The organism is Zobellia roscoffensis (assembly GCF_015330165.1).
GTDB lineage: Bacteria > Bacteroidota > Bacteroidia > Flavobacteriales > Flavobacteriaceae > Zobellia > Zobellia roscoffensis.
In genome coordinates this window covers 3,539,199-3,554,998 of the sequence record NZ_JADDXT010000002.1, presented here as the reverse complement: position 1 = coordinate 3,554,998, position 15,800 = coordinate 3,539,199, and the positions used below count along the sequence as shown (strand labels likewise).

The window sequence follows — 15,800 nt, the reverse complement described above, 5'->3', positions numbered from 1 at the left end:
TTAATATGTAGCAAAGAATAATTTTAACTAAAATTAAACAAAAGTGCTTTTCAATTCGCTTGATTTTTTGATTTTTCTTCCAGTGGTATTTGTGTTGTACTGGTTCGTTTTCAAGAAGAGCCTGAAGATTCAAAATCTATTGGTCATCGTTGCCAGTTATGTCTTTTATGGCTGGTGGGATTGGCGTTTTCTTATTTTAATTTTTCTAAGTACCGTTCTTGATTTTTTGGTTGGTCAGCAAGTATTCAAAAATCAAGATAACAACCAGAAAGCCAAATACTGGTTATGGGTCAGTGTTGCCTTTAACTTAGGGCTTTTAGGTTTCTTTAAATATTTCAATTTCTTTATCGATTCCTTTATAGAATCTGTAAATGCACTAGGCTACAATATGAAAAGTGTCTGGACGCTTCGTATTATACTGCCTGTAGGTATTTCGTTCTATACATTTCAAACCATGTCCTATTCATTCGACATATACTATAAGAAATTAAAGCCTACAACCAATTTTGTTTCATTTGCGGCTTTCGTAGCTTTCTTTCCCCAACTTGTTGCAGGGCCAATTGAGAGAGCTTCAAACTTATTAAGTCAGATCAATACACGTCGTGTATTCAAATATGAACAAGCCACAAGTGGTTTAAAACTAATTCTGTGGGGCTTTTTCAAAAAACTTGTTATCGCCGATTCTTTAGCACCAATAGTAGACGATATTTTCACTAATTACACAGATTACCCTGCCTCTACTCTAATTTTAGGCGTGTCTCTTTTTAGCTTTCAGGTGTATGGAGATTTCAGTGGGTATACGGACATTGCAATAGGTACCGCTAAACTCTTTGGTGTAGAGCTTATGTCCAACTTTAAATTCCCCAACTTCTCACGAAATATTGCAGAGTATTGGCAACGATGGCATGTATCGCTCAGTACCTGGTTTCGGCACTACCTTTATATTCCAATGGGTGGTTCAAGGGTAAGTAAGTTAAAATCCCTGAGAAATATTTCGGTGATTTTCTTGGTAAGTGGCCTTTGGCACGGAGCAAACTGGACGTTTGTTTTCTGGGGCGGTATTCACGCACTGCTCTATATCCCTGTATTTTTAATGGGAAGAAATAGAGTTTATGCCGATAATGTTATTGCAGAAAAAACATGGCTTCCTAGTATTACCGAGGTATTTCAAGTACTTCTAACCTTCTTTCTAGTAACATTTTCAAGAATATTTTTTAGGTCGCCTACCCTATCTTCATCATTTGAATTTATCGGGCAAATTAAAAATAACTTTAGCTATGAACCCTATATGCACCCAACGGGGTATAGAATGTTCGACTTTTATTTACTGATAGCGTTGTTCACTATTTATGAATACCTAATACGAAGAGATGAGCGCGATCCTTTTAAATTTAGCTCACCTATAGTCCGGTTCCTATTGTATGCACTAGTAGTCATGAGTATTCTATTATTTTATGACGATGGTGTAAATCGTTCATTTATTTATTTTCAATTTTAATTGAGATGAAAAAATTTATTCTAAAAACGATTATTTATATTCTTTTAATCCTTCTTTTACTTGAAGGGATTGTTAGAGTGTTTCACCTATATACAGAAGACCCTCCTCGTTTTATTGATGAATATGGCGTAGAAAAACGGGTGCCCAACCATGACGGATACGCGGTTACAGGTAACAGAAATCAGAACTTTTCAAAATTCCATATCAATAAAGCTGGTTTTAATTCTTTCCGAGAGTTTACGCCCTCTGCAAATAAATTTGAAATGGCGCTCATTGGCGATTCTTTCATTGAAGGATTTCACCAAGACTTTTCCAACTCTATTGGCAAGCAAATTGAAAACCAAACAGATAATATAGAGGTTTACGAGTACGGTTACGCAGGTTATGATTTAGCCAACCAAATGCATTTAGTTTATGCCTACGAAAAAGATTTTCAGCTGATAAATAAAATTGTTCTATACCTAAATTATGAGAATGATTTAGGTCGTGGGGTTTATGAACCCAATAAAGGCCGCATTAAGATGCTCTCCTCTACCGTATTCAAAATACGGGACAATATTAAATTATTGGCCTACGGAAGTAAAATAGGAATTGTAGAGCCCTTAAAAAAACTAGCTCAGGGTGGTGTAGCCTTTAATGATACACATAACGCATACAAAACCAACGAATTAAAAGATAATGAAGAAGAACAATTAAAAATTGATGAAAAGCGAATCGCAAATTTCCAAAACCTAATTAAACTCTATGGGTTTAATAAAAGTAAAACAAGCTTACTTCTGGACACCAGAAAAACCAGTGAACGTTTCCTAGAGTTTTGCAGAAAGAATAATATTAGGTATATAGATTTTTCTATTAGTTTTGAAAACTCTAAAAAACCAACCACGCTTATATATGACCATCACTGGAACTCGCATGGGAGAGCATTGATAGCTAAAGAATTAGCCTACTATTTAAAAGAAAACAAGACGCCTAAGCCTTTACCTATTACATCTGAGTGAGTGCCTCCTAACCCTATACATGAATTCATTAAACTTTTTTTTTAGCGCATATACAAAGGAAAGCTTACCATCTTATTATAAGGGGTTGCTGAACAGTTACACACAGGAGCAAGTCTTTGAAAATCGAAAAGGGGAAAGGTTTCAACTACCGGCCTCATCTTTTGTGGTTGAGGATATTCCAAGTTATTTTACGGTAACCAAAGATGAACTACCCAAAACAATGGGTTGTTACAGCATAAAGCAATATCCAGGCTTTCTCATTAATTTTGAAAATGTAAAGTCACTCCCAGATTACCTTAATGAGAGATTTGGAAAAACCAGTCGCTATAAACTCCGTCGCGAGCAAAAAAAGCTAGAGCAATGTTTTAATATTCGCTATGAAATGTATTTTGGCGCAATAGATAAGTCCGAGTATGATTTTATCATGAATGAATTCTATCGTCTTTTGGAATTGCGCTCACTGGAAAAAGGAATCAAGCACAACATTAACCTAGCTACACAAAACTTTTACAGAGCTAATGTTTACCAAATGATTTTAGACAGGAAGGCTTCGTTCTATGTTATATATAACGGTAAAACACCCATTGACATTTGCCTTAATTTTCACATGAAAAATGTGATTTTTCAATATATACGCACCTATAATATTGACTATTCTAAGTTCAACACAGGCTATACAGATTTGATGAAACAAATAGAATGGTGTATTACCAACAAAATAAAATTCATCACTTTTTCAAAAGGTGATTTTTATTGGAAAAGACGTTGGTGTAATACGGTTTACGATTACCATCATGAAATCTTTTTCTTAAAAAAATCGTTTGCCGGAAGATTAAAGGCTACATCATACTACTTATTGAAGGCCTTAAAACAATACGTCCGAGAAAAAGGTCTTATTGAAAAATATCACGCCTACCGAACTAAACAAAATAATTCAAAAAATACAGCCGAAGATTCTCATAGAATTAAATACAATAAAATCCCTTTTAATACAGAAATTAAAAATACTGAATCCATAGATTATAAATCTATGAAATTCAATTTCCTAAGACGAACTATTTACGATTTCCTTTACGAAAGTGACGAAAATGAATCAGAAATTACAGTTTACGCCATTTTAGACACTTCAAAATCTTACTTAGTTATAGGAAAAAAGAGTAAAGCTATGCTATCTTATACTTCTAATAGTTCATCCTTTTGATATAACTATGTAAAAAAACCACCTGTTTTTGTCTCATTTTGCTGTTCGTCGAGTATTTTCTTAATATTTCCTTAAAAAACGTCCGAACACTGTACTTCGTCGTATATATTCGCAGTTAAACCCCGTAAACGAGAGCACCGTGGCTGAAATAAAAAATAAGTCCCCAAAGTCGAGCCTAAAAGTATGGTTCGCAGAGCTAAAAGAAGATATTATTCTTTCAATCTATCATAAGTCACCGATAATTTTTCTCCTGTTTATCCGTTAAATTTTTTCTAATAGAGAATTTAACTTACTTAAAATAAACTCCCCTTGGTTGACCTGAAGCGTAGAATTGCGCGGTTTTCTAATAAAGAAGTTCTTTTCACGGATTTCTTTGATACATTAGTTCACCGTACTGTACACCCTAATTATGCCTTACGCTTATGGGGCAAATTTATGGTTAGAGAACTTGGCATGAGCCTCTCATCTGAGGTTCTCTTTACGATACGTAACGAGTCCTTATCATACGTTGCCAAGAAACAAGGTCGTTCTACTTTAGAAACCACGTACGAAGATGTTATTAAGGAGGTTTACCAAAGACTAGTAAACTCCAATAACCTACGTGACACTCCCTTTTCTAAGTTTAAATTGCTTTTTGAAAAGGCCGACTTCATTGCGGAAACCTCAGTTCAATTTAAAAATGAGGAACTAGTTAAAATTCTATCTCATTTCAAACAAAAAGGATATCGTATTTACTTAATTTCAGACTTTTATCTTTCTAAAAAGATAATTTCAAAAATTTTAGAATTCCATAAAATAGAACATCTTTTTGATGATGTTTTTACTTCGGCTACCGCTGGAGAAAGTAAGGAAAGAGGAGGTTTATACCCATATGTTTTAAACAAAACCAACACAGAGGCTACATCTGTATTAATGATTGGTGATAATAAAAAAAGCGATGTAACCAATGCTGCCAAGCATAATATAGATTCGTTACACTTAAAACATTTTTCACATAAATTCCGAAATAAAAAGAACCTTTTTGGCTCGGACAAAGGAGATTTCAGAAAAGTGTGCCATACCATTGAATCTAAGTGTTTAGAAAGTGATTACCTCTTCAGTGAGTATATTATCCATTTTTATTTCTTTACCGAAAGGCTTTATATCAATGCCAAAAAGAATGGCATTAAAGACCTTTATTTTCTTGCTAGAGAAGGTAATTTTTTGAAACAATTATTCGATAGTTACCAAGAGATGAATCTTTTTCAGAGTGAAGAGAAGATACACACGCATTATCTTAAAGCCTCAAGGCAATCCGCTACTCAACTCGCTTTACGCCCATTAGCAGAAGAAGATTTTGAGAAATTGATGAAAAAGTTCGGGGATATGTCCTTAGAACATTTTCTTGATTGGTTTCCTTTTTCGGATGATACAAAAAACAGTATTATAAAAAATATTCCTGTTGACAAAGATGAGACTACCGCCAACTTTTTTAGTTCGCATACCATGGATCACCTTAGAAAAAACATAATTTTTCAAGAAGCCTATGAAAAGAACAGGATATTACAGAAAACTGCATTCTTAAAATATCTAGAATCCTTTGGAGCTAACTATAGAGAAGATGGTTTAGCGCTTGTAGATGTGGGTTGGGGCGGTACTATGCAGGAAAGCATCTATAAATTTTTTAAAAGAGAAATTCCTGTTACAGGTTACTATTTAGGACTGAAAGAAATATATACTATTGAAGAAGATACCAAGAGATACGGACTAAATTTTTCAATATACCCGAATCATGATTTTTCGGATGATATTCTTATGGCCAACGGGCAACTTTACGAACAATTACTAGCAGCGCCTCATGGTAGTACCTTATCATATCAATTTGCTGAGGAGGGAAAATCTCCTACCGTTGAGTACCATGAACCTAGCGAAAAAAAGGTTTATGACGAATATATTGGTTCTATCCAAGAATACATGTTTTCAGAATTTAAAAACTTGTTCGCCCAGCTACGCCCCATAGATTATTCCCAAACCGTTACTCAGGAATATCTAACCGATATGGCTATGAGAACGGGAATATTTACTACCAGAAAGAAACTTAAGTTCATTCAACAAATTACAAAAGGCTTCTACCAAAATGTTGGTGAGAATAAGGTTGGACTTGAGTACAACCCTAATCACATAAGTATATCTAAAATTGGACTATTAAAAACCTTTATTAAATCACCCGAAAAGGTTTTCCGTTACTTAGTTAAAGTTAAGCCGTTCTTATATTACAGGGGATACTATTGGCTATCGTGGCCCGTGAACCTGTCATATTACTACATTAAACTTAATTTTTGGGCCAAACGAAAATGGCTTAAAAAAGGCCTTATCTCATAGTAATCCTAAAATTTGGTGATAATAAATTCTGAACGCCTATTTATTTGGTGTTTTTCTTCTTTACAATAAGTAGAATCATCACATTCATTTAATAAGCGAGATTCACCGTAAGCCTCAATCTTAAGTCTATGAGTATCTACGCCTTTTTTTATTAAATAATCCCTAGTCCGCGCAACCCTCCTTTCTGACAACCAATCGTTGTACGTAGAAGCTCCCCTTGAATCTGTATGGGAAGTTATCTTTAATTCCAAATCAGGGTACTTAAGTAATACTTGCGCCAAACCATCAAGTACAGATTTCGACTTCGAATTCAGATAAGATGAATTCAAATCAAAATAAGCAAAACCTAAATTATCTATTTCACTTTTTATTTTCGACTCTTTTTGTTTCTTAGCATCTAATTTAGCTTTCTCAACTGCAGCCAAACGAGCTTGTTCCCTTTCCTTTACAAGACGAGCTGCAATGTTAGCTTGTTCCTTCTCTCTCTGAACAGCTGCAATTGAATCCTGTTCTTTTTGACGTTTCTCAGCAAACGCTTCTATTAAGGCCAGTTTCTCTTCTCCTTTTTTAGACAGTCCTCTTTCAATGCCAAATTGGTAAACAACCCCTACAGCGTGCTGTAGATGATTAGTTGCATCATCATTATTGGCTGCCCATTTTCCAGAAGAACTTAAATCTAACCCTATTCTATCTGAGAACCAGGCTCTAAAACCAACTACTGCATTATATGTGGCTCTCGGCTCATTATCTGCTTCGGTGTATCCCGCTCCAACACCTAAATAGGGGTCAAACCAGCCTGTCTCACCTATTAACTTATTCAAGTCATAAGTCAAACGAGCATCTAAACCATAATAATGGGATTCTTCAAGATTGATACGACCATCTATTAGTTTCCCAACCTTGTATTTATTATAACTACCAACAGCCTCAACTCCAATTCCACTTTTAAAATAGCGTCCAATACTTATTCTAGATGGATAAGACAGTGTATTCCATTGTTCTCCATATGAAAATAAGTCATCAAATACGTCTCCAGAATCATCAACAACATTATAACCAAGCCCAAACATCCATGAGCTTTTTACAATACTATCTTTTTTTGTAAGTTGTAACTCTTCTTGCGCCTGCAATAGATTGAATGAAGCGCATAGCAAAAGTACCATATAATGGGCATAAGTTTTCATAGCAGTTAGATTTGGGTGTCCTTACCACAAAGTAATGGCTATCAAAACAATATGCCTAAAGTATGCTTTGAACGGTAACAATAATCGGTAGTCCGCTAGTTTTATATTTTCATTAACAGCTAGTAATACTGCTATTCAAGAATAATTTCCTTTTTGGTAAGTGGTAATTTATAAATCGAAAATGGGGTAGTAGTCGAAGTTGAAGTATGTATTACATTACTATTTTCAATTGCTAAAACTAGCGTATTCTTTGTCTCACTTTTAATAGAAAGGATAGGTTCAAAAGAATTCTGTTGTTTCCCCGCGCAATAAATAATAAGTATTTCTTTGGTAAAGTCTATTTGTGGAATAGGAAGGCCGGGTTTTCTGGTTCTATTAACATTTGAATAAAACTTCTGTAAAGTCTTTATCTCGGAAATAACTAAAAACTCCTCAGCATCCGAACCACTATAATTATCACTTTCAACCAATTGCAACTGGTCTCCCACCTTTGATTCTTCATCTTTTCCTACACTTTTCTCTTGTCCTTTACAAGATGAAAAAAGCAATATTAAGCTGAAGAAAAAATATTTCATATTAACTATAAGATTTATCAAATCTAGCTTTGTGCGCTCTGTCGTAAAGTGCCTCGTAAAGAGGTACTACTTTCTTTATATCAAAACGTCCAGCAGATATAACCGCATTTTTCTTGAATTCTTCCAAAGTAGCATCATTGCCTAAAATACGAATAGCATTTTGAGCCATATCCTCGACATCTCCAACATCGCTTAAAAAACCTGTGATGCCGTGCTGGTTAACTTCAGGTATTCCACCAGCGTTACTTGAAATTACAGGTACTTTGTTTATCATTGCTTCTAGAGCTGCTAAACCAAAACTTTCCGACTCAGATGGCAACAAGAATAAATCTGAAAAACAAAGAATTCTATCTATTTCATTACTGTTCCCTAAAAATATCACACGGTCGGCTATCCCTTTTTCTTCACATAACCGCTCCGCATTTTCTTTTTCAGGCCCCTCGCCTACCATTACTAATTTAGCAGGAATTTCTTTTTGTATGCGATTGAAAATTTCAATAACATCTGGAATACGTTTTACTTTTCTAAAATTACTGATATGGGTAACTATCTTTTCATCATCTTCTGCCATCAAAGAGCGTTGGCAGTCTGTAAAGGACGTGCTGTAATTAGATTCATCTATAAAATTAGGTACAACTTCTATTTCCTTTTTAATATCAAAAAATTCCATTGTACGCTGTTTCAAGTTTTCCGAAACAGAAGTAACTACATCAGATTGGTTGATGCTAAATGTAACTGCAGGCTTATAGAACGGATGTTTTCCTACCAACGTGATATCCGTACCGTGCAGAGTAGTAATCATAGGCACAAATATTCCTTCTTCCTCCAACATTTTTTTCGCCATATATCCTGCGTAAGCATGCGGAATGGCATAATGAACATGAAGTAGGTCTATATTATGTAGTTTGACGGTATCGACCAACTTGCTGGATAAAGCCAATTCATACGGCTGATATTTAAACAATGGATATTCCGGTACATGAACTTCATGAAAGTAAATTTTATTACCCAAAAGTCCCAAACGAACCGGTTGCTTATAGGTTACAAAATGAACTTCATGACCTCTATTGGCCAAAGCTATACCCAGTTCTGTGGCTACTACACCGCTGCCCCCAAAGGTGGGGTAACAAACTATTGCTATTTTCATTAGTCAAATTTAGCTAAATCTATAAAGTAAGTCGGTATAACTTCTTTTAAATTTCAAGACAGATTATAGATAATTCAATAAGTAGGGAATTAAGCATTTTAGAGATTAATTTCCAGACAGGTAGCACCATGAAATTAGTTGGACTAATTTAAAATAGCATCGTAGATGACTTGCTGAATTCGTGTTCGTAAACCTGATTTAATCAAAAGTGTATTTGAAGAGGATGGGTAAGTTCTATTGGAAAGAAATACATAAACAATCTCTTCTTCTGGATCGGCCCAAGTATAGGTGCCTGTAAAACCACTATGTCCAAAGCTTTTTCGGGACACACAACCACAAGTAGGGCCACTATCTTTCAATTGTGGTTTATCAAAACCAACTCCTCTTCTTACATTTTCATCACAAAAATAGCAGGTATTGAATTTCTTTACTGTTCGCGCATCTAAAAATCGAGTTCCTCCATAAATGCCGTTTTGCAAGTACATCTGCATGATTTTAGCCACATCTTCCGCATTACTGAATAATCCGGCATGACCACCTACTCCTCCTTGCATGGCAGCCCCCATATCATGTACGTATCCTTGAACTCTATCGTAGCGGTAATATTTATCCTCTTCCGTTGGCACAATCCTATTTTTTGGAAATTTTTCAAGTGGATTATAACTTGTACTCATTGCACCAATAGGTTGGTACAAAAACTCATCCACTTGCTTATCCAACCTTTCTTTACCCACTTTTTCAACGTAGTTTTTCATGACATAGTAAGCTACATCACTATACCGATAGCGGTTAGATTTTAAATCTTGACGTCCAATTCTATTATAAATGGAATCGTTATACGCATCCGTTAAATAAAGCTTGTCCGTTACTTTATATGAAAATCCATCGGTGGGTTCCGTTCTATAAAACTCTTCTGATGGTTTTCTGTTCTTATCCAACGTATCTACATAAAAAGCAATCCACGCTGGCAGTCTGCCATAATGTGATAATGCTTTCAGTACGGTAACATTTTTAAGTTCAGAATCTGCATAGGCAGGAATCAGTTCTTGAAAGGTATTATTCAACTTAATATTACCTTCTTCTTCCATTTTCATTATCATGGGAAGCGTACCCAATATTTTGGAAATAGAAGCTAAATCATAAATACTTTTAGTTGTTATACTGTCTTCGGAATCATACGTAGGTTTTCCAAAACCCTTGTTATAAACTACTTTTCCTTTTCTAGCTATCAAAATCTGAGCACCTGGAAACATTAGAGAGTCTATTCCATGCTGAACCATAGTATCTACTTCCGCCAATTTAGCGGCATCAAACCCAACTCGTTCTGGATAGCTGTACCCCAACCTTAAAAGAGATTTTAACTTTACTTGAGTATTAACAGGAAACTCTTTATTTGCCGTAACAGGCAATTTCCCTTTCGCAGGGATAGCTCCAAAGATCAACTGAGCCGCTTTGCGTTGCGCCAACTCGCTATTTTGATATGCCATCAATACACCATCAATACTTTTAAAAGATGGAATGTCCAAAAGTGCATATGGTTTAGCAAAAACAGAAAGTATTAGATTAGACGTTCGCTCCTCTGCAATTTCTTTTAACCATTGTAATTCCTTTTTAGAAAATTTATAGGCTTTCCAAGGGCTTTCATTGCTTTTATGATGACCGATAATTACTAGATTATAATTCTCTAATTTATTTTTTAAAGTACTAATATCACTAGCATTAACCTGTGTTACCGATGCATATTTATTCAATTCTTCAACAAACGGGTCACTATTTGCATCACCAAACTTAACATAAGCAATCTTCTTATTTTCAAGGCGTTTAATACCCATTAAATAAAAATCGTTTTTTACTACCGTCAATGCATTCTCAATAGCCTCTTCGTATATAAGATCATCAGTACGTGAATTTAAGTCTTCATATAAATTGTCTAACTCCACGGGTTTGTACCTATTTAATCCCACTTTATATTTTGCCATCAAAATCTTCTTGACCGAACTAGCCAAACGCTCTTCTGAAATCTTGCCTTTGTTGTAGGCTTTAGTGAGTTTTTCTTTCGCTTTTTCTACTTCTGTTGGCATCAATAGAATGTCATTACCCGCCATAAACGCAGCAACTTCTGCATCACCATCCTTACCATGGTTGGTTACGCCCTTCATATTCAGAGCATCGGTAAATACCAATCCTTCAAAACACATTTCTTCTTTAAGTAATCCAGATATAATTTGTTCTGATAATGAAGATGGAAGTTCTTTTTTCAACTCTAAAGCCGGTACTTCTAGATGCGCTACCATAACGCTGCTCAACCCAGCATCTATTAACCTTCTGAACGGATATAGTTCTAAACTATCTAAACGTTCTCTCGTGAAATTGATAATTGGAAGTGCTTTATGCGAGTCAGTAGCCGTATCCCCATGACCTGGAAAATGTTTCCCACTAGAAAGTACGCCAACACTTTCCATTCCTTTCATAAAAGCAATACCCTTTTCAGCTACGTTTTCCCGGTCTTCACCAAATGAACGGTTTCCTATTATTGGGTTTTGTGGGTTTGTATTGATATCTACATCTGGTGCAAAATTAATATGCACACCCAACCGTTTCGCATGTTCACCTATTCGCTCCCCTACCTTCTGCACAATAGTATTGTCCGTTATTGCCCCTAAAGTCATATTCCATGGAAAGGCATACGTAGAATCTAAGCGCATAGCCAAACCCCATTCTGCATCCATACCAACAAGTAAAGGTATTTTTGAAGCCGACTGATAATCATTGGTGAGTTTTGCTTGACGATCTGGACCTCCAGTAGAAAAAATAACGCCGCCTATTTGCTGCTCCTTAATTAATGTCCGGACTTTATCCGTACTTGCTTTAGACTGATCCGATGCCACCATTACCATAAAAAGTTGTCCTAATTTTTCATCAAGGGTCATTTTATTGTATTGTGCATCTACCCAATTGCTTTGTGCCAAACTATCTTTTGTAACCAAAGGATGTTGCTGGGCACTGGCCGTTAGAAAAGCGAAAAATAATAAGGAAAAAACAGGAAAAAACCGCATTACTAGATTGATCTATGGCAATAACTAAAAACTAAAGGGAATATTGCATTTCATCCGATATATATAATAAAATCAATACTTCGGAAAACACAACAAACAGGAAACCTACATAAAACGGGCATGCCAACTTTCAGAAGCGGGCACTTCCCAATGTTCTTGGTACTCCTGTTTATTAGTGACCAAGTTGTTAAAAACAATGGTGTTTTTTGACACTGCTTTTTGTTTGGCCATCTTTTTAAAATCTACCAAAGACTTATAAGCAATATGCTCGCCTTGTTTGTAAGAAACATTCATCTTATCCAACAATTCAACATTGTACTTTTTCTCTAAATGCTGAATAAAATGAACTGAAGCATCTATAGAGCAACCAGAAGCTGCAGTTGCACTCTGATCTAAGGCAAGAATGATGAATCGCCTATATTTTATCTCATATCCGGCCTTTAATTGGCTTCCATGGGCGGTCCATTGTGTTATAAAACTATCCAGCTCTTTTTGTATTTCTTCTAATTCCGCTTCCGTAAAACTACGGTTGGCTTGGTATATCCATATGCGGGAAGCATCCGGTAAGGTGTTAAATTCTACTAACATTAAATAGTGTTCTAAATTGGGGTTCTAAAATTGGAAGTTCTACAAGTCTCCGGCGGAAGCCATAAGCTCCGCTATATCCATAACTGCAATAGCTCCTTCTTTTTCTTTGTTCTTTACGCCGTCTGTCATCATGGTATTACAAAATGGGCATCCTGCTGCAATTATTTCAGGTTGGGTTTCCATTGCCTGTTCGGTACGCTCAATATTCACATCCTTATCACCTTTTTCCGGTTCTTTGAACATTTGCGCTCCACCTGCACCACAACACAAACCTTTCTCTTTACAGCTTTTCATTTCGATAAGCTCGGCATCCAGTTTACGAATCAAATCCCTAGGAGCCTCATAAACATTATTTGCTCTACCTAAATAACAAGGATCGTGATATGTAATACGTTTGCCCTTGAATTGACCACCTTCCAATGTAATTCTTTTATCATCAAAAAGCGTTTTTAAAAATTGCGTGTGATGAACTACCTCATAATGACCTCCAAGGCCTGGATATTCATTTTTAATAGTATTGAAACAATGCGGACAAGCCGTTACAATTTTATTTATTCCGTAGGCATTCATCACCTCTATATTGGTAACTGCCTGCATTTGAAAAAGAAATTCGTTACCTGATCTTTTTGCAGGGTCTCCGGTACAGCTTTCTTCTGTTCCTAAAACCGCAAAAGAAACCTTGGCTCTATTCAATAATTGAACAAATGCCTTAGTTATTTTCTTTGCCCTATCATCAAAACTTCCCGCGCAACCAACCCAAAATAAAACTTCTGGTTTTTGACCTGCAGCAAAAAGCTCTGCCATTGTTGGAACTTTTAATTCGTTCGCCATTATAAAAAATTCTAGTTCTAAAAATTAATTGAAAAAAAGCAGAAGCTTTCTTATTCTTCCTTGGCCCAATTTAATCGGTCCATTTGGTTAAAAGGCCACGGAGCACCATTATTCTCTACATTACCCATCATATTATTTAAATCTGTAGGTGCTGCGGACTCTTCCATTACCAAATACTGTCGCATATCCATAATAATAGAAAGTGGGTCAATACTCACAGGGCACGCCTGAACACAAGCATTACAGGTAGTACAAGCCCAAAGTTCTTCTCTAGAGATATAGCCATCTAATAACTGTTTTCCATCATCTACGAACTGCCCTTTATTAGCATCAATATTTTTACCGACCTCCTCAAGTCTATCTCTGGTATCCATCATTATCTTTCGTGGAGATAACTTTTTTCCGGTCTGGTTTGCAGGACATTCATCTGTACAACGACCACACTCTGTACAGGTATACGAATTTAAAAGTTGTACCCAACTCAAATCCATAACATCCGAAGCACCAAATTTAGCAGGTTCTGCAGCTTCATCTTCCGCAGGAGCGGCAAAAGGGTCTGCAGATGGGTCCATCATTAGTTTTACTTCTGCCGTTACGGCATCTAAATTTTTAAATTGTCCCTTTGGCGCCAACTTACCGTAGTATGTATTAGGAAAAGCTAAAAGTATGTGCAAGTGTTTTGAATAGTATAAATAATTCAAAAAACAGAGAATACCAATTATATGTAACCACCAAGTTGTTCTCTCTAGAGTAATTAAAGAACTCATTGTCATACCATCAAAAAGTGGTGCTATAAACTGACTTACGGGAAACATTCCCGCCTCTGTATAATGAGCAGCACCCATTTGCTGTAGTTGATAATCAGCTCCGTTCATGGTTAAGAACAACGCCATCAGTACCAATTCTATATACAGAATTAGATTTCCGTCATTTTTTGGCCAACCGGTCATTTCTGGTTTTATAAACCTTTTGATACGGATGATATTCCTTCGTACCCAAAAAATAGTAACCGCTACAATAACTAAAAACGCTAGTATCTCAAAAGACCCAATTAGAATATCATAAACCGTTCCGAGTGGGGCAAAAAGACGATGTGTACCTAAAAGTCCATCTAAAATAATTTCTACGACTTCAATGTTAATAATGATAAAACCAACGTAAACTATAATATGTAGAAAGCCCGCTATAGGACGAACAACCATTTTAGTTTGACCCAAGGCTATTTTCGCCATATTTTTCCATCGTTGACTCGTATTATCAGAAACGTCAACATCTCTACCTAGTTTAATGTTTCTTGATAGGCGCTTTACATTTTTTGTAAAAAAGCCGATACCGGCTATCAGTACGACTAAAAAAATAATATTTGGCAGGTATTCCATTTATTGTTGCGGTTGCGGTTGTAATTGATTAGCGGGATCCTCTTCGGGAAGTTCGTATTCCTTCTGCTTTTTACCAAAAACAGATACATTAACGTAACGCTTAGGGTTTAAACGAAAATCTTGTAATAATAAATCTAACTCTCTAGATGCATTATTCAGATTATCATAAAGCTCTTCATCTTTTACAAGTTTCCCTAATGTACCATTCCCGTTTTCTATATTAGCCATTAACTTATTCAAGTTACCCATGGTAGACTCTAAGTTTGCTAGGGTACGTCCCAAACCAGCATTATTCAATGAATCGGATAATTTAGCAAAATTAGAAGTCAGCTCTTGAAAATTATCTAAAGATTCATTTAACCTACTTTCATTACTGCTCAAAATTCTATTGAGCACATCTGCACTCTTCTGAAAACTGGCTACTGTGCTATTTAATCCGCTTAAAGTTTCTCTTAAGTCCCTTTTCGCCTTATCATCCAAAACTTCATTAACGTTCATTAGCAAACTGTCGGCATTTGTAACTGCACCTTCAACCTTCTGCTGCAATGGTGTAAGTTGTTTTTGAACCAATTGTGTTAGTCCCAATTGAATTCTACTAGGCAAAGTATCACCAGATTTAGCCATGGGAGCCCCGTCAAAAACTGGTTTCACTTGTATACCCTTACCACCTATTATACCCGTATCGTACAACTCGGCTGGACTAGTCTTAGAAAAGTCAAAATCACTTTTAATAAAAAGTTCTACTATAAGACTACCACTATTATCTTTGAACTTAACGCCCGTTACGTTACCTACAATAAAACCATTAATAGTTACTGGAGTTCCTACCTGGAGTCCTCCAACTTCCTTATAAACAGCATACACAGTTTTACCATCTTCAAATAATGGCGACGATTTTAAGTAGCTAAAGCCTAAGATGAACAACAGTATACCGCCTATTACGATGATTCCTGTTTTTATTTCCCTGGATAGTTTCAAAAGG

General features: G+C 35.8%; 12 protein-coding genes. 4 read left to right on the top strand and 8 right to left on the bottom strand.

Annotated elements, in window-relative coordinates; genetic code table 11:
• Positions 1-43: 43 nt before the first annotated feature.
• The 4 genes from IWC72_RS14365 to IWC72_RS14350 all read left to right on the top strand — a co-directional run bounded on the left by IWC72_RS14365 (position 44) and on the right by IWC72_RS14350 (position 6,058).
• Positions 44-1,498 (top strand): MBOAT family O-acyltransferase, encoded by a 1,455-nt coding sequence (locus IWC72_RS14365; RefSeq protein WP_194530233.1) that lies wholly within the window; start codon positions 44-46, stop codon positions 1,496-1,498.
• Between the two features lie 5 nt (positions 1,499-1,503).
• Positions 1,504-2,496: a hypothetical protein gene (locus tag IWC72_RS14360; RefSeq protein WP_194530232.1), complete on the top strand. Its 993-nt coding sequence runs from the start codon at positions 1,504-1,506 to the stop codon at positions 2,494-2,496.
• Positions 2,497-2,515: 19 nt separating this feature from the next.
• The gene (locus tag IWC72_RS14355; protein WP_194526846.1) at positions 2,516-3,697 is read left to right on the top strand and encodes a GNAT family N-acetyltransferase; all 1,182 of its coding nucleotides are present in this window, start codon (positions 2,516-2,518) and stop codon (positions 3,695-3,697) included.
• A gap of 309 nt (positions 3,698-4,006) precedes the next feature.
• Complete coding sequence (locus tag IWC72_RS14350; protein WP_194530231.1) at positions 4,007-6,058, top strand: HAD family hydrolase; 2,052 nt, start codon at positions 4,007-4,009, stop codon at positions 6,056-6,058.
• 5 nt (positions 6,059-6,063) lie between these two features.
• Here the strand turns inward: IWC72_RS14350 and IWC72_RS14345 are convergent, their stop codons facing one another.
• The 8 genes from IWC72_RS14345 to IWC72_RS14310 form a co-directional block, all read right to left on the bottom strand.
• Entirely contained in the window at positions 6,064-7,242 is a 1,179-nt protein-coding gene (locus IWC72_RS14345; protein ID WP_226968052.1) for an OmpA family protein, read from the bottom strand.
• A gap of 131 nt (positions 7,243-7,373) precedes the next feature.
• A complete protein-coding gene (locus tag IWC72_RS14340; RefSeq protein ID WP_194530230.1) occupies positions 7,374-7,817 on the bottom strand; it encodes a hypothetical protein in 444 nt (147 codons plus the stop codon).
• A 1-nt stretch (position 7,818) separates the two neighbouring features.
• A complete protein-coding gene (gene bshA / locus IWC72_RS14335) occupies positions 7,819-8,964 on the bottom strand; it encodes an N-acetyl-alpha-D-glucosaminyl L-malate synthase BshA (RefSeq protein ID WP_194526843.1) in 1,146 nt (381 codons plus the stop codon).
• A 143-nt stretch (positions 8,965-9,107) separates the two neighbouring features.
• Entirely contained in the window at positions 9,108-12,020 is a 2,913-nt protein-coding gene (locus tag IWC72_RS14330; protein WP_194530229.1) for a glycoside hydrolase family 3 N-terminal domain-containing protein, read from the bottom strand.
• Between the two features lie 105 nt (positions 12,021-12,125).
• Positions 12,126-12,608 (bottom strand): ABC transporter ATPase, encoded by a 483-nt coding sequence (locus tag IWC72_RS14325; RefSeq protein WP_194530228.1) that lies wholly within the window; start codon positions 12,606-12,608, stop codon positions 12,126-12,128.
• 39 nt (positions 12,609-12,647) lie between these two features.
• A complete protein-coding gene (locus IWC72_RS14320) occupies positions 12,648-13,439 on the bottom strand; it encodes a (Fe-S)-binding protein (RefSeq protein ID WP_194530227.1) in 792 nt (263 codons plus the stop codon).
• 50 nt (positions 13,440-13,489) lie between these two features.
• Positions 13,490-14,818 (bottom strand): (Fe-S)-binding protein, encoded by a 1,329-nt coding sequence (locus IWC72_RS14315; protein WP_194526839.1) that lies wholly within the window; start codon positions 14,816-14,818, stop codon positions 13,490-13,492.
• A complete protein-coding gene (locus IWC72_RS14310; RefSeq protein WP_194526838.1) occupies positions 14,819-15,796 on the bottom strand; it encodes an MlaD family protein in 978 nt (325 codons plus the stop codon).
• Between the last annotated feature and the right edge of the window lie 4 nt (positions 15,797-15,800).